Genomic DNA, 18,112 nt, shown 5'->3' with positions numbered 1-18,112 from the left:
CTCTACAAGAGCCGATGGCAAATCGAGCTGTTGTTCCGTTGGATCAAGCAACATCTCGACATCCGCAAATTTCTCGGCGCCAACGACAATGCGGTCCGGCTCCAGGTGTTTGCCGCAATGATCGCCTACCTGTTGCTGCGTATCGCCGCCAAAGCCAACTGCCTCGCCATGCTTCCGATCAGGTTCGCTGAACTCGTCAGCCAGCTTCTATTCACGCGCCGGGCCATCGCCGCAATCGACAAGCCTCCACCCATCAACCCAAGCAAACGCAGATCCCACAGCCACCCAGACCAGATCGAGCTATCCTATGCCTAACTTCCCCGGACAGCCCTGCGTAAGAACGGGGAGAGGGAGAGGGAGAGGAGAGGTCTTCAGAAGATCCGCGAGAAGATCACGTAGAGCGTGGCCGACAGCATGATCGCGCAGGGCAGCGTCAGCACCCAGGCCATCAGCAGGTTGCGGATGGTCGACCATTGCAGGCCCGAACCGTTCGCCGCCATGGTGCCGGCGACGCCGGACGACAGCACGTGGGTGGTCGAGACCGGCAGGCCGAACACGTCGGCGGCGCCGATCGTGGCCGCGGCGACGAGTTCGGCGGAGGCGCCTTGCGCATAGGTGAGATGGGTCTTGCCGATCTTCTCGCCGACCGTGATCACGATGCGCTTCCACCCGATCATGGTGCCGAGACCGAGCGCGATAGCGACCGCGATCTTCACCCAGTTCGGGATGAACTTCGTGGCGGCGTCGAGCGAGCCCTTGTAGGCGTTGAGGGTTGCGACCTCTTCCTTGCTGAGATCGTTTTCCTTGTCCTTCATCAGGAAGCGGATCGCTTCCGAGGTCAGGTACATGTCGTTGCGGGTGTTGCCGACGGCTTCCGCCGGCACCTTGTTCAGCGTGCCGTATTTGGCGACCTGGTCGCCGACATCCTTCACCAGCACGGCGAGCGAGGGATAGGTGCCCTCGTTGATGTGATGCAGCGCGATGTACTGCGTCACCGCCGGACGGGGATCGCCGATGATGCTGTGGCCGGCGCCCTTGGCCGAGATCACCTTGGAGGCGGCCTCCGAGGTCTTCTGGAACTGGGCGACCTGGGATTCCGGCAGCGCGCGGTTGAGCGCGTAGGCGGTCGGCACGGTGCCGATCAGGATCAGCATGATCAGGCCCATGCCCTTCTGGCCGTCATTGGAGCCGTGGGCGAAGCTGACGCCGGTGCAGGTCGCGATCAGCAGGCCGCGGATCCAGAGCGGCGGCGCCTTGTTGCCTTCGGGCGCAGAATAGAGTGCCGGGTTGCGCACGACGAATTTGAGGAGCAGCAACAGCACAGCGGCGCAGATGAAGCCAAACAGCGGCGACAGCAGCAGCGCGTAGCCGATCTCGGTCGCCTTGCTCCAGTCCACGCCCGAGGTGCCGTCGCGGCCGCGCATGACGGCGTTGGCGATGCCGACGCCGATGATCGAGCCGATCAGCGTATGCGAGGACGAGGCGGGCAGGCCGAAGAACCAGGTGCCGAGATTCCACAGGATCGCGGCGATCAGAAGCGCGAACACCATCGCGAAACCGGCGCTGGAGCCGACCTGAAGGATCAGCTCGACCGGCAGCAGCGAGACGATGCCGAAGGCGACCGCGCCGGAGGACAGGAGCACGCCGAGGAAGTTGAAGAAGCCCGACCACATCACGGCGACTTCGGCCGGCAGCGAATGGGTGTAGATCACGGTCGCCACCGCGTTGGCGGTGTCGTGGAAGCCGTTGACGAATTCGAAGCCGAGCGCGATCAGCAGCGCGACGAACAGCAGGATGTAGGGCAGGAAGGTCGTCACCCGCGTGCCGGTCGCGTTGACGTCGGCATAGATGCTGTAGGCGACGAACAGCAGGCCCGCGGCGAGGATGCCGAAGAACAGGATCATCGTCAGCGGATTGAAGCCCTTGTCGAGATTTGGCCGCGAGGCCGGCTGGATCGGCGCGGGATCGGCTACCGCGCGGTCGAATGCTACATCGGTCATGTCAGGACGCCCCTTAACTTTCAGGTAAGGGTATTGTCCGCGATGGATTTGAAGGCTGGATGACAAGCGGCGGTTGAAAGGCGTTTTCCCGCCGCTATTTAGGCGATTTAGGCGGCGCGCGCGGATTTCTTCTGCAAGTTGGCCGCGATCTTCAGATCTTCGACAAAGCGCTGATATTCCAGCACCTTGGCCTCCGGATCGGGCAGCCGCAGCAGATAGGACGGGTGCACCGTCACCAAAGCCTTGCAACCGTCGGGAAGGTCGATCAGCCGGCCGCGGGTCTTGCCGATTGGGGTGATCTTGCCGAACACGCTTTGTGCGGCGGTGGCGCCCATCGCCACGACGAGATCGGGTTGAACGGCCGCCAGCTCCCGCTCATACCATTGCCGGCATGCCCGGATCTCCTGTGTATTCGGCTTCTGATGCAGGCGGATTTTTCTGCGCGGCACGAATTTGAAGTGTTTGACCGCGTTGGTGACATAGACCTTCTTGCGATCGACGCCGGCTTCCTCCAGCGCGCGGTCGAGCATCTGGCCGGCGGGGCCGACGAAGGGATGGCCGGCGAGGTCTTCCTTGTCGCCGGGCTGCTCGCCGACCAGCATGATGGTGGCGTCTTTCGGCCCTTCGCCGAACACGGTTTGCGTCGCGTCCTTGTAGAGCGGGCAGGCACGGCAATGCGCGGCCTCCTCGCGGAGCGCTTCGAGATCGTTGGCGGCTGCTTTGTGTCCCATGATGGCTTCCGGACGTGGAGAGATCCGTCCGCCGGTCCAGCGTTCGGCATCGGCGAGCAGGGGTCCAAGTATCGATCCAAGTGTCGATGCGTCCTGGAGGTTCCTCCGGCGCTTCACCGGCGCGTCAGTCGTCGTCAGCCGGTCGGGTTGGAAATGGCGCCGCCAGGTTTCCTCCAGGCGGCCTGGGGCCGGCCACTCCGCCCGGCTGATCCCAGGCGTGAAGGAGATCGCGTGACCGTTCCAATGGGCACAAACGTCAGGCGTGAGGATCGACCAGGGCATGTCGGCAAAACGACGCGCGAAGAACGGCGCGGCGAATGCGACGATGTGATGCTCCGGCTCGAACCAGGCGGCGTAATGCGCCTTCTGCTCGCGCCCGATCTCGCGGAAGCGGACGAGATCGCGCATCCGCTGCGTATCGCGCTGCACGCTGCCAGCCATCGCGGTTGCCTGCGCCACGTCGGGATCACTCATCGTTGCGAGCAGGTCGTGATCGGCCTTCAACCGCCAGAGCAGGCGATAGAGCAGCGCAAAACGCTCGCCGCCACGATGCAGGATCGCGACGCGGGCAAGCTCGATGAAATGGGCCGGCACGGTGAACGTGCTCTCGGTCTCGATCGGCGGAAGGCTCGGCGCTTCGGACAGGCCGGGGGGCATCTGGTCGTCCGTCTGGCCTTGCACGTGCCACACCACGTCCGCCGGGGCGACGTGATGCAGGGCGAATGCGCGTGCGGCTTTGCGCCAGCCGTCAAAATCGGTCTCGCTGTCCAGGGTGACGAGGTACATGGCACTCGAATCCTCTTGATTCCGCTCATGAATCCGAAGGCGCGCCAATTCGATTGACTCCCAGGGCGCCGTTAGCTTTATATTAGAACATATCATGAACAAATGAGCCAGCCACGGGTTCTTATTTTTGAGCCACGGCACTCATCTCAAAGGAGCGGCGAGCATGAGCGGCGCACGCATGAGCGCGCTTGCGACCTTGCGCGGCCAGATCGAGCGCATCGAGACGGCGGAGGTCGTGCATCAGCACGATCGCGTCGCGCTTGGCCACGGCGAGGTCGACAGCGCGCTGAAGGGCGGGCTTGCGCGTGCGGCGATCCACGAGGTGTTTTGCGAGGGGCGCCAGGGCGCCGCCGCGACCGGGTTTGTCATGGGCGTTGCGGGACGCGTGACCGCGCGCCGGCCGCTGCTGTGGGTGCGGCAGGATTTTTCGGAACTGGAAGCCGGCGCGCTGTCGATGAGCGGGCTCGCCGAGCTCGGCCTCGACCCGCGCCGCGTGGTGATGGTGCGTGCGGCCGATGTGGAGAGTGCGCTGCGCACTTCGGCCGATGCACTCGCCTGCGATGCGCTCGGCGCGGTCGTGCTCGAGCTCTGGGGCGAGACGCGGCAGTTCGATCTCGTGGCGAGCCGCAAGCTGACGCTGGCCGCGCAAGGCTCCGGCGTCACCGGCCTGCTGCTGCGGATGGCCGCGCAGCCGCTGCCCTCGACCGCGGAGACACGATGGATGCTGCGTGCGGCGCATTCGCCGCCGGGCTCGATGTGGAGTGCCTGGGGCGCGCCGCGCTTCGATGCCGAGCTGTTGCGTAATCGTCATGGCCCATGCGGCCGGTGGATCATGGAATGGAAATGTGATGAGTGCCAGTTCAGTGAACCGTCGTCGTATCCTCAGCCTGTGGCTGCCGCGCCTGCCCATCGACCGGATCCAGCGGTTTCTTGGCAGCGCCGGACTGCATAAGGACAACGAGCCAAGCGTCGTCGTCATCAAGGACACCAATGCGCTGGTGATCCATGCGCTCGACGATGCGGCGTCGCGTCTCGGGCTGCATATTGGCCAGCCCTTGGCCAATGCCCGGGCGATGTGCCCGGACTTGCGGGTGTTCGATGCCGATGTCGTCGCCGATGCGAAGACACTGAGCGACATCGCCGACTGGTGCGACCGCTTCACGCCGCTGGTTGCGCTCGATCCGCCGCACGGGCTGTTTCTCGACATCACCGGCTGCGCGCATCTGTTCGGCGGGGAAGCCGCGCTGTTGCAGACGCTGGTTCGCGCGCTCGGCCGGCAAGGCTTTGCCGTCAGCGCGGCGATTGCCGGCACCTCGGTCTGCGCGCGCACGCTGACGCGGCAGGTCACAGGCACCATCGTCGCCGATGGCGGGGAGGCGGAGGCGATCAGCCGGCTGCCGGTGTCCGCGCTCGGCGCGGGCGAGGCCATCACCACCGGCCTGCGCCGCGCCGGCCTGAAGACCATCGGCGATGTCGCATCGCGCAGCGCCCACGAAATCACGGCGCGGTTCGGCGCGCGGTTCTCCACGCTGCTCGCGCACGCGCTGGGGCAGGGCGATGCGCCGATCAATCCGCGAAAGCCGCTGCCTGACTACATCGTGGAGAAGCGCTTTGCCGAGCCGATCGCGACCGACACCATGATCGCGATGACGCTGTCGCGGCTCGCCGACACGTTGATCGCGTCCATGGAGAAGCAGGGCAAGGGCGCGCGGCGGCTGGAGGCCGCCTTCTTCCGCACCGATGGCGTGGTGCGCGCGATCATGGTCGAGACCGGACGTCCGGTGACGCGAAGCGCCGTCATCGACCGCCTGTTCCGCGAGCGGCTCGATGCGCTCGCCGATCCCCTCGATCCCGGCTTCGGCTTCGACATGGTGCGGCTGTCGGCGAGCCGCACCGAGATCGTGGTGCAGGAGCAGCGCGATCTCGACGCCCATGTCCACGACAATGACGAGCTCGCCGCGCTGATCGACCGCATCGCCGCGGGGATCGGTGGCAAGCGCGTCGTCGTGCACCTGCCGCAGGACACGCATATCCCTGAATGTGCGGTGATGGCCGCGCCGGCGCAGCATCATCTCGCCGCCGCCATGCAGGCCGAATGGCCGGCACGTGTCGAGAGCGAGCCGCCGCTGCGCCCGTTGCGGCTGTTCGACAAGCCTGAGCCGATCAAGGTGCCGTTCGCGACCGTGCCTGATGGTCCGCCGCATCAATTCACCTGGCGCCGCGCACTGCATGCGGTGGTGCGCGTGGAAGGGCCCGAACGCATCGCCATGGAATGGTGGCGGCAGGACGGCAAGCAGTTCACGCGGGACTATTTCCGCATCGAGGATGCCGAAGGCCTGCGCTTCTGGATTTTTCGCGACGGTCTTTACGAGGGAGAGGTGTTCGACGACGACGGCAAGCCGGTTCCTCCCGGCTGGTATGTGCACGGTCTCTTCGCATGACCGCGTCCGCTTATGCCGAGATCGGCATCACCACCAACTTCTCGTTCCTGCGCGGCGGCTCGGATCCGCGCGCCTATGTGCATCAGGCGAGCATCCTCGGCATTCCCGCGATCGGCATTGCCGATCACAACACGCTTGCCGGCGTGGTGCGGGCCTACAAGGAGCTCGACAATGACAAGGTGCTGCACAAGCCAAAGCTGCTGATCGGCACGCGCATCGTCTTCATCGACGGCACGCCCGACATTTTTGTCTATCCGCGCGACCGCGCAGCCTATGGACGGCTCTGCCAGCTTCTCACCAGGGGCAAGCGCGGCGACGACATCACGCGGATCGAGAAGGGCGAGTGTCGTCTCACCTTCCCTGATCTCCTCGAGTTTTCGGAAGGCCAGCTTCTGGTCCTGACCCTGCCGCATCGCTTCGAGCCGGCGCAGGCGCTGGATGTTCTTGCAACGCTCAAGGCGACCCGCGCCGATGGCGTGTGGCTGGCGGCGAGCCTGGTCTATCGCGGCGACGACCGGCGTCGCCTGGCGCGGCTCGATGATCTCGCGGGAAAAGCAAGGGTGCCGCTGCTCGCGACCAACGAGGTGCTCTACCACGATCCCGGCCGCCGCCCCCTCCAGGACGTGCTGACTTGCATCCGTGAAAAGACCACGATCGAGGCGGTCGGACGGAAGCTCGAGGCCAATGCCGAGCGCTTTCTCAAAACTCCACGAGAAATGTCGCGGCTGTTCCGGGACTTTCCCGAGGCGATCGCGGAGACCATGCGCTTTGTGAACAGGATCGACTTCTCGCTCGACCAGCTCAAATATCAATATCCGGACGAACCGGTGCCGCCGGGCAAGACCGCGCAAGGGCATCTGGAGGATCTGACCTGGGCGGGCGTCGATAAATATTTCGCCGGCGAAATCGATGACAAGCTGCGTGCCACACTCAAGAAAGAGCTCGCGCTGATCGCCGAGTTGAAATACGCGCACTACTTCCTCACCGTGCACGACATCGTCCATTACGCGCGCAGCCAGAATATTCTGTGCCAGGGCCGCGGCTCGGCGGCGAATTCGGCCGTCTGCTACGTGCTCGGCATCACCTCGGTCGACCCGACCAAGGTCGATCTGTTGTTCGAGCGCTTCATTTCCAAAGAGCGGCTGGAGCCGCCCGACATCGACGTCGATTTCGAGCATTCGCGGCGCGAGGAGGTGATGCAATATGTCTATCGCCGCTATGGCCGCCACCGCGCCGCGATCATCGCCACCGTCATTCATTATCGTCCGCGCAGCGCCATCCGCGACGTCGGCAAGGCGCTGGGCCTGACCGAGGACGTCACCGCCGCGCTCGCCGACACCGTCTGGGGGAGCTGGGGCAGTGGCCTCAACGACATGCAGGTGAAGCAGGCCGGGCTCGATCCGCAAAACCCCATGATCAACCTCGCGGTTGAGCTTGCGACCGAGTTGATCGAATTCCCGCGCCATCTCTCCCAGCATGTCGGCGGCTATGTGCTCACCCAGGACCGGCTCGACACCTATGTGCCGATCGGCAACGCCGCCATGGACGACCGCACCTTCATCGAATGGGACAAGGACGACGTCGACGCGCTCAACATGATGAAGGTCGACGTGCTCGCGCTCGGCATGCTGACCTGCATCCGCAAATGTTTTGATCTGATCGCGGACCACAAGGGCGAGCATTGGGTTCTGGCGAGCGTTCCGCAGGACGATCCCAAAGTCTACGACATGCTGTGTGACGGGGAATCGCTCGGCGTGTTCCAGGTCGAGAGCCGCGCCCAGATGAACATGCTGCCGCGCCTGAAGCCGCGGACGTTCTACGACCTCGTGATCGAGGTCGCGATCGTGCGGCCGGGGCCGATCCAGGGCGACATGGTGCATCCGTATTTGCGGCGGCGGAACGGCCAGGAGAAGGTGAGCTATCCCTCGCCATCGCCCGAGCATGGTCCCGCGGACGAGCTCTACAAGGTGCTGCACAAGACGAAGGGCGTGCCGCTGTTCCAGGAGCAGGCAATGCGCATCGCGATCGAGGCGGCCAAATTCACCTCCGAGGAGGCCAACGGCCTGCGCCGCTCGATGGCGACGTTCCGCAATGTCGGCACCATCGGCACATACGAGGACAAGCTGATCGGCAACATGGTCGCGCGCGGCTACGATCCCAACTTCGCCAGAAGCTGTTTCGACCAGATCAAGGGGTTTGGCAGTTACGGCTTTCCTGAGAGCCACGCGGCGAGTTTTGCGCAGCTCGTCTACATCTCCTCGTGGCTGAAATATCATCACCCCGACGCGTTCTGCTGCGGCCTGCTGAACTCGCAGCCGATGGGCTTCTACGCGCCGGCGCAGATCGTCGGCGATGCCCGCAAGAACGGCGTCGAGGTCCGCGACATCGACGTGTCCTACAGCTTTGCGCAGAACACGCTGGAGAATACTGGCGGCAAATATTGCGCCGTGCGCCTGGGCTTCCGCCAGATCGACGGTTTCCATTGGCTCGATGAAGACGAAGAGAGTTTGAAACGTTCTCAGCTGTCATTCCGGGGCGCGCCGCTTGGCGCGAGCCCGGAATCCATCGGGCCGCCTACGCCTGGCGGAAAGGATGCCGGGTTTATCGCTGACGCGACGCCCCGGAATGACGGCGGGGAGTTGGACTGGGCCGACCGCATCGTCGCCGCCCGCAACCGCCGTCCCTTCACCTCGCTGGAAGACTTCGCCCGCGACACCGGCCTGCCCAAGCGCGCGCTGATCCTGCTCGCCGATGCCGACGCGTTCCGCTCGCTCGGGCTCGATCGCCGCGAGGCGCTGTGGCAGGTGCGGCGGCTGCCCGACGGCGTGCCGTTGCCGCTGTTCGAGGCCGCCACCGCCCGTGAGCAGCCCGACGAGCATGCAAAGCCATTGCCCGTGATGCCGCGTCCCGAGCAGGTGGTCGCGGACTACCAGACCATCCGGCTGTCGCTGAAGGGCCACCCGATGGAATTCCTGCGCGAGACGTTTTCGCGCGAGCGCGTCGTCGCCTGCAAGGACGTCAATCATCAGAACGAGCGGCGGCGCGTCCGCTGCGCCGGCGTGGTGCTGGTCCGGCAGCGGCCGGGCAGCGCTAGCGGCGTCGTGTTCATGACGCTCGAGGACGAAACCGGCATCGCCAATGTCGTGGTGTGGCCCAAGATCATGGAGCAGTACCGCAAGGAAGTGATGGGCGCGCGTCTCATCCTGGTCGAAGGCTATATCCAGAGCAGCCCCGAGAAGGTGACGCATCTCATCGCCCAGCGCATGGTCGACCGCTCGCACGATCTGATCGGCCTTGCCAACGACGCGCTGACCCGCAAGCATCCGGTGCCATCAGGCGCCGCGCTGATCGAGCCGCTCAACGACGACCGCCGCGATCACGCCGACGCGCCGGCGCAGAAAATCCGCCATCCCCGCAACGTCCGCATCCTGCCGCCGTCCCGGGATTTTCATTGAGGATGTCATCTCTCTCCCATGTCGTCCTGGCGAACGCCAGGACCCATTACCCCAACGGGTCGTTGTTACGCTCGCCGATGGCCATTGGGAGTTTTCGCCAAACTGCTCTCGGTGGCTATGGGTCCTGGCTTTCGCCAGGACGAGATCGAGTTTGTTGAGCGACCGCGCGCCACACTCTCAGTCGTCATGCCCGGGCTTGACCCGGGCATCCACGTCTTCTGCGCGCGGCAGCGCGTGGATGGCCGGGCCAAGCCCGGCCATCACAGCGGAGGGAGTCCCGCGCGCCAGCCCCTAGAAATTCACCCGGTTCGAGATCGCGCCGTCAACGACGAGATTGGAGCCGGTGGTGAACGACGACACCGGGCTGGCCAGGAACACCGCCGCGCTTGCGATCTCCTGCGGCGTTGCCATGCGGCCGGTCGGGTTGCGCTTCATCGCATCCTTGTAGCGCTCGGGCATGTTCTGCTCGATCATGTTCCAGACGCCGCCCTTGAAGTAGACGGTGCCGGGTGAGACCACGTTGACGCGGATCTTCTTCTTCGCGTATTGCCGCGCCAGCCCCTTGGCCATGTGGATCAGCGCCGCCTTGATCGGGCCGTAGGAGCTCGCGAGATCGGCCTGTGCGGCCGAGATCGAGGCGATGATGACGAAGGCCGCGTCACCGCTTGTCTCGCCGCTCGCTTCGAGGAACGGTCGCGCGGCATCGAATGCATGCACGGCGCCGAGCACGTCGAGCCGGAAGTTCTGCTCCCAGGACGCTGCATCCTGACCTTGCGCCATCGCGCCGGCATTGGAGAACAGCATGTCGATGCCGCCGAGCTCCTTTGCCGCGCCCTCGACCCAGGACTTCAGCGCCGCGCCGTCGGTGACGTCGACCGGGCTGCCGGTGGCGCTGATACCGCTCGCCTTCAGCTCAGCGACGGTGGCCGCAACCTGATCCGCGTTGCGTGCGCACACCGCGACATTGGCGCCTTCGCCGGCCAGCGTCGCCGCAATCGCCCGCCCGATGCCGCGCGTGCCGCCGAGGATGATGGCGTTCTTTCCCTTGAGACCGAGATCCATTGCTGGTTTTCCTTTTTGTTGATCGCGCGCCGTCGTCGCGAACGAAGCGCAGTGCCTCTCCAATGTCGTCCTGGCGAAAGCCAGGACCCATTACCACAAATCCCTGTTGTTGCGCGATGTCGTGGCCAAAGCGCATTTCAACAACATTCGACCGGGGTCATGGGTCCTGGCTTTCGCCAGGACGACACCGAGCGTGTGGTTGATTGCTTCGCCTGCGGCGACTACCTCACTCCGGTGCCGCCCCCACCGGCGGGCCGCCGGGCGGGCGGTGCAGGAAGGTCAGCGACGTGTAGGCGCCGACCCAGGAGCCGATCGCAGCGAAGGCAACATAGAAGGCGTTTTCGGTGTAGCTGATCACCGCGTAGGAGGAGAGCAGATACCAGATCGCGCTCCAGCTCGCCGCCGGCACGCGCTTGCGCGCGACCACGGCGGAGGTGAACATGACATAGACCGCGTCGGTGGCCGCCGTTGCGATGAACACGGCGCCTGCGGTGAGGGGATCGATGGCGGCCATTGCATTCCTTTCTGCGATCGTGACATGGTCGCGAAAAGTACAGCATGATCCGGAAAAATGCGCAGCGGTTTTCCGGAAGGATCCGTACTTTAAAACAATAACCCGAAAGGGAGAGAAGCGGTCATGCAAAGCCTCGCCGATATTCTCAAGGGTATCTGGACCTCCGTTGGCGGCGACCCTGTCGCGCTCGAACGTGTACGGCTGACCGGCGAGGAGCCGCAGATCCCGTCCTCGTTTCGTGTCGCTGCCGCCGGCCAAACCACAATCGCTGCGGCAGGCCTCGCCGCCGCCGAAATCTGGCGATTGCGCAGCGGTGAGGCGCAGGACGTCCATGTCGACATGCGCCACGCCGTGGCCGAATGCCGTTCGGAGCGCTATTTGCGCCTCGACGACAAGCCGCCGCCGCCGGCCTGGGACGCCATCGCCGGCGTCTACAGGACCGGCGATGGCCGCTTCGTCCGCTGCCACACCAACTTTCCGCATCACCGCGACGCGGTCTGCGAGGTGCTCGGCTGCGAGGCGGAGCGCGAGAAGGTGCAGGCCGCGTTGATGCGGTGGAAGGGCGAGGATTTCGAGACCGCGGCTTACGCTGCAGGCGGCGTCGTTGCCCTGATGCGCTCTTACGACGAGTGGTCCGCACTGCCGCAGGCGCGTGCGCTCGCCGAACTGCCGCTGATCTCGATCGAGAGGATCGGCGAGGCCCCGCCAAAGCCGTGGCCCCAAGGATTATCGAACAGCGATCGCCCGCTGTCCGGTCTCCGCGTGCTCGATCTCTCTCGCGTCATCGCAGGGCCAGTCGCCGGCCGCACGCTCGCCGCGCATGGTGCGGATGTGCTGCTGGTGTCGGGGCCGGAGCTACCCGCCATTCCCTGGCTCACCATCGACACCGGCCGCGGCAAGCTCACCACGTTCGTCGAGCTGAAGAGCGAGGGCGGCAGGGCGCAGTTGCGCGAGTTGCTCAAGGACGCCGACATTGTCTCGCAGGGCTATCGCCCGCGTGCGCTTGCCGCCCTCGGCTTCGCGCCCGAGGAGGCCGCGAAGATCAATCCCGGTATCGTCTACGTGACGCTGTCGGCCTACGGCCATGCCGGCCCCTGGGCCGAGCGGCGCGGCTTCGACTCTCTGGTGCAAACCACCACCGGTTTCAACCATGCCGAGGGGCAGGCCGCAGGCATCGACGGTCCCAAGGAATTGCCGGCACAGATACTCGATCACGCTACCGGCTATCTCATGGCGTTCGGCGCGATGATGGCCAGGGCGCGCCAGGCCCGCGAAGGCGGCAGCTGGCACGTGCGCGTGTCGCTGGCGCAGACCGGCCGCTGGCTGTGGAATCTCGGCCAGCTCGACGGCGGACTGGACACCCCGGATATTACGGGCGAGGCCGTACATGCAGCGTTCATCGAGAGCATGCCATCTGGCTTCGGTACGTTGAAAGCGGTGCGCCATTCGGCGCTGCTGTCGAGAACGCCGGCGCAATGGAGCCGTCCGGCGATGCCGCTCGGCAGTCATCCGGCACAGTGGCCGGCGAGAAGCTGACGCTTAGCTTACTTGGAGCTGACGCGTCGCAATATTTTAACGCAAATGGAAAGGTGCCTGGCGTTTTTTAGGTTGTTTGAAATCTGAATTCGGCACTATTAGCGCGACCGATGAGGCAGTCATTTGCCGAGATCGTCGCAGATACGACCGGGCCCCATGGTAGTTGAAAATACCAAGCGATTGCAGGTGCTTACAAAACAACGGGTGATCTCATCCGTAGTTTTACTGGCACTCGCCGGCGCCGGTGCCTACGGCTTCCTCTATGCGGGGGCCAAGGAAAAGAGTCATTCCGAGGTCTCCAGCCAGTCGCGCAGGAATGCGCAGAACTTCACGCCGACGCCGTCCGAATGGGCGACGCTGACGATCGAGCCGGTCAAGGCCAAGACCTTCCGCGCCGAATATGTCACCGAAGGCAAGGTCGCGGTCGACGAGGACCGTTCGACGCCGGTGTTCTCGCCCTATGCGGGCAGGGTCACCAAGCTGCTCGCGAAGCCGGGCGAGATGCTGAAGCAAGGTCAACCGCTGTTCACGATCGAGGCCGCCGACACCGTGCAGGCCCAGAACGATTTCATCGCGGCGATGACCTCGCAGAACAAGGCGAAGTCGGCGATCGATCTTGCCGACATCCAGTTCAAGCGGGCCAAGGATCTCTATGAGGGCCACGCCATTCCGCTGAAGGACTATCAGCAGGCGGAAGCCACCCAGGTTCAGGCGCAGAACGACATGCGCTCCTCGGCGACGGCGCTGGAAGCCGCACGCAACAAGCTGCGGATTCTCGGCTTCACCGACGAGACCATCAAGGCGTTTCAGGACAAGGGCGCCATCAATCCGGAGGTCACGATCTATTCGCCGATCTCCGGCACGGTCGTGCAGCGCAAGATCGGCCCCGGCCAGTACGTCAATTCCGGCGCCAGCGATCCGGTCTTCGTGATCGGCGACCTCTCCACGGTCTGGCTCACCGCCTTCGTGCGTGAGAGCGACGCGGCCGCCGTGTGCATCGGGCAGGACATCACCGTCAACGTGATGGCGCTGCCGGGCCGGCCGCTGACTGCCAAGATCAACTACGTCGCCGCTGCGATCGATCCCAGCACCCGCCGTCTGCTGGTTCGCGCCACCATCGACAACAAGGACGGCCTGCTCAAGCCGGAAATGTTCGCCAACGTCACGATCTATTCGGCTGGCGACCGTGCGGCACCGGCGGTGCCGAAACAGGCGCTGATCTATGAAGCCGACAAGGTTCGCATCTGGGTGGCGCGCGAGGACAAGTCGGTCGAGCTGCGCCAGATCAAGATCGGCCTCATCAACGGCAACGTCGTCGAGGTCACGAGCAACCTGAAACCCGGCGAGCAGATCGTCACCAAGGGCAGCCTGTTCATCGACCGCGCGGCGTCCGGCAGCTGATCGACGACCCAAAAAACTGAAAACAAACTGAAGAGTTGAATGGATCGTCTCGTCGCCCTTGCCGTCAACCGGCGCTTCCTGATGGTCGGCATGTTCGTTGCCGTGCTGATCGGCGGCCTGATCGCATTCAACCAGCTCAACATCGAGGCCTATCCCGACCCGACCCCGCCGATGGTCGACATCGTGACGCAGAGCCCGGGCCTGTCGGCCGAGGAAATCGAGCGTTACATCACGATCCCGATCGAGACCCAGGTCGCGGGTCTGAAGAACCTCACGACGATCCGCACCATCTCGCTCTACGGTCTCTCCGACATCAAGCTCCAGTTCTCCTTCGCCTACACTTATGACGAGGCGTTGCAGCAGGTCTTGAACCGCCTGGCGCAGCTCGCGCCGCTGCCGGGCAATGTGCAGCCGCAGATCTCGCCGCTCAGCCCGATCGGCGAAATCTTCCGCTACCGCCTGGTCGGCCCGCCGAACTACAGCGTGCTCGATCTCAAGACCATCCAGGACTGGATCCTCCAGCGCCGCTTCCGCGCCGTGCCGGGCGTGATCGACGTCACCGGCTGGGGCGGCAAGAGCAAGACCTACGAGCTCCAGGTCGACTTCAACAAGCTCGTCGCCAACGGCCTGACGCTGCCGCAATTGCTCCAGGCGGTCGGCAATGCGAACGTCAATGTCGGCGGCAACACCGTCAATATCGGCCAGCAATCGGCCGTGGTGCGCGGCGTCGGCCTGATACGTTCGATCGACGACCTTGCCAACACCATGGTCTCGCAGACCAACGGCAACCCCGTGCTGGTCAAGGACGTCGCCACCGTCACCGTCGGTCAGAAGCCTCGTCTTGGCATTGCCGGCCTCGACGAGTCCGACGACATCGTGCAAGGCATCGTCCTGATGCGCCGTGGCGAGCAGAGCTCGCCAACCATCAAGCGCGTCCACCAGCTCGTTCAAACCATCAACGACTCCAGCATCCTGCCGCCCGGCGTGCGCATCGAGCGCATCTACGACCGTGGCGACCTGATCGAGCTCACCACCCACACCGTGCTGCACAACATGGTGGTCGGCATCCTGCTGATCGTGCTGTTGCAGTGGATCTTCCTCGGTGACCTGCGCAGCGCGCTGATCGTCGGCGCCACCATTCCGTTCGCGCTGTTCTTCGCTGTGATCATCCTGGTGCTGCGCGGGGAATCGGCGAATTTGCTGTCGGTCGGTGCGATCGACTTCGGCCTGATCGTCGATGCCACCGTCATCATGGTGGAAGCAATCTTCCGCCGCCTGACCCAGACGACGCCGGTGTCCGAATCCGAGCACATGTCGCCCGAGACGCTGTTCGGCATGAAGAGCCACGCCATCCTCAGCGCGGCGGCCGACGTGTCGCGCTCGATCTTCTTCGCCGCCGCCATCATCATCGCGGCCTTCCTGCCGCTGTTCACGCTCTCCGGCGTCGAAGGCAACATCTTCGGGCCGATGGCGCGCACCTATGCCTATGCGCTTGCCGGCGGCCTGCTGGCCACCTTCACGGTGACGCCGGCGCTGTCCGCGATCATCCTGCCCGCACATGTCGAGGAAACCGAGACCAGGGTCATGCTGATCCTGCACCGGATCTACATGCCGGTGCTGCATTGGGCGGTCGCCAATCGCGGCATCATGCTCGGCGGTGCGGTCGGTCTCGTGCTGATGACGGTGGCGCTCAGCCGGCTGCTCGGCCTCGAATTCCTGCCCAAGCTGGAAGAGGGCAATCTCTGGATCCGCGCCACGCTGCCGCCGACCATCTCGCTCCAGGAAGGCAACACCTACGTCAACGAGATGCGCAAGGTGATCCGCGCCCGGCCCGAGGTGGAATCCGTGGTGTCGCAGCACGGCCGTCCCGACGACGGCACCGACGCGGCCGGCTTCTTCAACGCCGAGTTCTTCGCGCCGCTCAAGCCCGTCAGCCAATGGCCCGGCACGCGCGACAAGGAAGAGCTGACCGCGCAACTGCTCAAGCAGCTCGACGACCGCTTCCCCGGCGTCGAATTCAACTTCTCGCAATATCTCCAGGACAACGTCTCCGAGGCCGTCTCGGGCGTGAAGGGCGAGAACTCGATCAAGCTGTTCGGCAGCGATCTCCAGGCGCTCACCGACACCGCCAACAAGATCAAGTCGGTGCTGGCCACCGTGCAGGGCGTCACCGACCTTGCGGTGTTCACCTCGCTCGGGCAGCCGACCATCCAGATCGACATCGACCGTGCCAAGGCCGCGCGCTACGGCCTCGCGCCGGGCGACATCAACGCCACCATCAAGGTCGCGATCGGCGGCGACACTGCGGGCGATCTCTACGAGCCCGGAAGCGACCGCCATTTCCCGATCATCGTCCGCCTTGCGCCGGAATACCGCAGGAGCGCGGAGGCGATCCAGAACCTGCGCATCGGCGCGCCCGGGCCGAACGGCACCGTCACGCAGATTCCCCTGAGCGAGGTCGCCACCATCAGCCTCGTCTCGGGTGCGGCCTACATCTATCGCGAGCAGCAGGAGCGCTACCTGCCGATCAAGTTCTCGGTGCGCGAGCGCGATCTCGGCAGCGCGATCCGCGAGGCGCAGCAGAAGATCGCCAGCCAGGTGCAGCTGCCGCCCGGCGCGCACATGGACTGGGTCGGCGAATTCGGCAATCTCCAGGATGCGATCCGGCGCCTCTCGATCGTGGTGCCGATCTCGCTGGCGTTGATCGGCGTCCTGCTCTGGTTCAATTTCGGCTCGATGACCGACACGCTGCTCGCGATGAGCGTGATCCCGATGGCGATCTTCGGCGGCGTGCTCGGGCTGTTGATCACCGGCACCGCGTTCAGCGTCTCCGCCGCGATCGGCTTCATCGCGCTGTTCGGCATTGCGGTCATGGACGGCATCATCATCCTGTCGCAGTTCAATCAGCTGATCGAAGAAGGCATGGACCGCGTCAGCGCGGTGATCCGCACCGGCGAGCTGCAGCTCCGGCCGGTGCTGATGACCTGCGTCGTGGCCGGCGTCGGCCTCTTGCCTGCTGCACTGTCGGAGGGCATCGGCTCGCAGGTGCAGAAGCCGCTCGCCGTCGTCGTCGTCACCGGCATGATGCTGGCGCCGGTCGTGATCCTGGTGACCCTGCCGGTCCTGATTTCCTTCTTCTCCCGCCGCGCGCGCTGATCGCGGGGGCTTGTCGCGCCTCAGAAGCCGTAGAGCCGTGCCGGATTGTCGACCAGGATCTGCTTGCGCACCTCCGCATCCGGCGCCCACACCGGGAGCTGGTTGAACAGACGACCATCGTCGATCTGGTAGAGCGGCGCGATGTCGGTGGCTTTCCGTCCCTCGACGCGGTTCGAATCCGGATGCGGCCAGTCGGTGCCCCAGACGATGCGATCCGGATTGGCCGCGATCAGCGCGCGGGCATAGGGCACCATGTCCTGATAATCAGGCGCGAGTTTTGACGAGCGATAGGCGCCGGAGATCTTCACATAAGCCTTGCCGGATTTGACGAGCGCGACCAGGTCCGCAAATCCCGGCTGCTCCAGCCCGAGCGAAGCCTCGAGGCCGCCGAAATGATCGAATACCGCGGGCACCGGCGCGGCCAGAACCAGCTCCTTGATTGCTGAGATCATCGGCAGCGTGGTGTAGAGCTGCACGTGCCAGCCGCGCGCCTTCATGCGCTCCACGGCCGCAGTGAAGCGGGCCCGGCCGACATTGGGATCGCTGATGCCGCCGGTCGCAAGGTTGATGCGGATGCCGCGGAAGCCGTCCTGCTGCATCGCGTCGAGCTGGGCCTCCGTCGTCTTGTCGTCGATCACGGCGACCCCGCGGGCGGTTCCGCCCCGCGCCTTCATGCCGAACAGAGAGGAGGAGTTGTCGGTGCCGTAGACGCTCGGCGTCACGATCACCACGCGCTCGATATGCAGCGCCTTGTGCAGAGCGGCCATTTCTTCAGGGCTCGCCGTCTCCGGCGTGTAGACCCGTCCTGCGAAGAACGGAAACTTTTCGGGATCGCCATGGATGTGGGTGTGGCAGTCGCAGGCATGCGCCGGAACATCGAAATTGACCGGCGTCGCGGGCTGCGACGCGCGGGCGTGAGCTTTGTTGGTCATGGCTACTCCGGCGGCAAGGGAGGCAAGCAGGACGCTGCGTCGGGTGAGCATGGTTTCTCTCCATGTTTTCATTATTGGCAGTGGCGCCGCGACAGTAT

General features: G+C 64.8%; 12 protein-coding genes. 7 read left to right on the top strand and 5 right to left on the bottom strand.

The window, feature by feature from the left end:
- Positions 1–315: transposase (locus BM118_RS27385; protein WP_143099529.1), on the top strand; the 315-nt coding region annotated here is incomplete at its 5' end.
- A 56-nt stretch (positions 316–371) separates the two neighbouring features.
- On the opposite strand, the gene BM118_RS27380 is transcribed toward BM118_RS27385, so the two are convergent.
- Positions 372–2,000, bottom strand: a complete 1,629-nt coding sequence (locus BM118_RS27380; RefSeq protein WP_092189137.1) for an inorganic phosphate transporter — start codon at positions 1,998–2,000, stop codon at positions 372–374.
- 107 nt (positions 2,001–2,107) lie between these two features.
- Positions 2,108–3,517, bottom strand: coding sequence for a UdgX family uracil-DNA binding protein (locus BM118_RS27375; RefSeq protein WP_092189135.1), 1,410 nt, complete (start codon positions 3,515–3,517; stop codon positions 2,108–2,110).
- Between the two features lie 163 nt (positions 3,518–3,680).
- Here BM118_RS27375 and BM118_RS27370 point away from each other — a divergent pair, with 163 nt between their 5' ends.
- From BM118_RS27370 to BM118_RS27360, 3 genes are read left to right on the top strand one after another with little or no spacing between them, the layout of a single operon-like run.
- A complete protein-coding gene (locus BM118_RS27370; protein ID WP_092189133.1) occupies positions 3,681–4,469 on the top strand; it encodes an ImuA family protein in 789 nt (262 codons plus the stop codon).
- Positions 4,366–5,958 (top strand): Y-family DNA polymerase, encoded by a 1,593-nt coding sequence (locus BM118_RS27365; RefSeq protein WP_177234732.1) that lies wholly within the window; start codon positions 4,366–4,368, stop codon positions 5,956–5,958. The genes BM118_RS27370 and BM118_RS27365 overlap by 104 nt, the downstream gene beginning before the upstream one ends.
- Positions 5,955–9,413: an error-prone DNA polymerase gene (locus BM118_RS27360; protein WP_092189131.1), complete on the top strand. Its 3,459-nt coding sequence runs from the start codon at positions 5,955–5,957 to the stop codon at positions 9,411–9,413. The genes BM118_RS27365 and BM118_RS27360 overlap by 4 nt, the downstream gene beginning before the upstream one ends.
- 291 nt (positions 9,414–9,704) lie before the next feature.
- On the opposite strand, the gene BM118_RS27355 is transcribed toward BM118_RS27360, so the two are convergent.
- Positions 9,705–10,475 carry an SDR family NAD(P)-dependent oxidoreductase gene (locus BM118_RS27355; RefSeq protein WP_092189129.1) on the bottom strand — a complete coding sequence of 257 codons (771 nt, stop codon included), beginning with the start codon at positions 10,473–10,475 and terminating at the stop codon, positions 9,705–9,707.
- Positions 10,476–10,701: 226 nt separating this feature from the next.
- Positions 10,702–10,989 carry a hypothetical protein gene (locus BM118_RS27350; protein ID WP_092189127.1) on the bottom strand — a complete coding sequence of 96 codons (288 nt, stop codon included), beginning with the start codon at positions 10,987–10,989 and terminating at the stop codon, positions 10,702–10,704.
- Positions 10,990–11,112: 123 nt separating this feature from the next.
- Here BM118_RS27350 and BM118_RS27345 point away from each other — a divergent pair, with 123 nt between their 5' ends.
- From BM118_RS27345 to BM118_RS27335, 3 genes are all read left to right on the top strand, one after another.
- Positions 11,113–12,525 (top strand): CoA transferase, encoded by a 1,413-nt coding sequence (locus BM118_RS27345; RefSeq protein WP_092189125.1) that lies wholly within the window; start codon positions 11,113–11,115, stop codon positions 12,523–12,525.
- A gap of 156 nt (positions 12,526–12,681) precedes the next feature.
- Positions 12,682–13,926, top strand: coding sequence for an efflux RND transporter periplasmic adaptor subunit (locus BM118_RS27340; protein ID WP_092189123.1), 1,245 nt, complete (start codon positions 12,682–12,684; stop codon positions 13,924–13,926).
- A gap of 39 nt (positions 13,927–13,965) precedes the next feature.
- Positions 13,966–17,082, top strand: coding sequence for an efflux RND transporter permease subunit (locus tag BM118_RS27335; RefSeq protein WP_092189121.1), 3,117 nt, complete (start codon positions 13,966–13,968; stop codon positions 17,080–17,082).
- Positions 17,083–17,102: 20 nt separating this feature from the next.
- Here the strand turns inward: BM118_RS27335 and BM118_RS27330 are convergent, their stop codons facing one another.
- A complete protein-coding gene (locus tag BM118_RS27330) occupies positions 17,103–18,065 on the bottom strand; it encodes an amidohydrolase family protein (protein ID WP_092189119.1) in 963 nt (320 codons plus the stop codon).
- Positions 18,066–18,112 lie beyond the last annotated feature (47 nt).

Source organism: Bradyrhizobium sp. cf659 (assembly GCF_900113725.1).
GTDB lineage: Bacteria > Pseudomonadota > Alphaproteobacteria > Rhizobiales > Xanthobacteraceae > Bradyrhizobium.
Note: the sequence above shows the minus strand (reverse complement) of the source record. Positions and strands in the feature narration are given on the sequence as shown.

Excerpts from the sequence above, each read along its gene's own strand:
- BM118_RS27360 (WP_092189131.1), top strand. The coding sequence starts at position 5,955 with ATGACCGCGTCCGCTTATGCCGAGATCGGCATCACCACCAACTTCTCG.
- BM118_RS27350 (WP_092189127.1), bottom strand. The coding sequence starts at position 10,989 with ATGGCCGCCATCGATCCCCTCACCGCAGGCGCCGTGTTCATCGCAACG.
- BM118_RS27370 (WP_092189133.1), top strand. The coding sequence starts at position 3,681 with ATGAGCGGCGCACGCATGAGCGCGCTTGCGACCTTGCGCGGCCAGATC.
- BM118_RS27355 (WP_092189129.1), bottom strand. The coding sequence starts at position 10,475 with ATGGATCTCGGTCTCAAGGGAAAGAACGCCATCATCCTCGGCGGCACG.
- BM118_RS27335 (WP_092189121.1), top strand. The coding sequence starts at position 13,966 with ATGGATCGTCTCGTCGCCCTTGCCGTCAACCGGCGCTTCCTGATGGTC.
- BM118_RS27340 (WP_092189123.1), top strand. The coding sequence starts at position 12,682 with ATGGTAGTTGAAAATACCAAGCGATTGCAGGTGCTTACAAAACAACGG.
- BM118_RS27330 (WP_092189119.1), bottom strand. The coding sequence starts at position 18,065 with ATGCTCACCCGACGCAGCGTCCTGCTTGCCTCCCTTGCCGCCGGAGTA.
- BM118_RS27345 (WP_092189125.1), top strand. The coding sequence starts at position 11,113 with ATGCAAAGCCTCGCCGATATTCTCAAGGGTATCTGGACCTCCGTTGGC.
- BM118_RS27365 (WP_177234732.1), top strand. The coding sequence starts at position 4,366 with ATGAGTGCCAGTTCAGTGAACCGTCGTCGTATCCTCAGCCTGTGGCTG.
- BM118_RS27380 (WP_092189137.1), bottom strand. The coding sequence starts at position 2,000 with ATGACCGATGTAGCATTCGACCGCGCGGTAGCCGATCCCGCGCCGATC.
- BM118_RS27375 (WP_092189135.1), bottom strand. The coding sequence starts at position 3,517 with ATGTACCTCGTCACCCTGGACAGCGAGACCGATTTTGACGGCTGGCGC.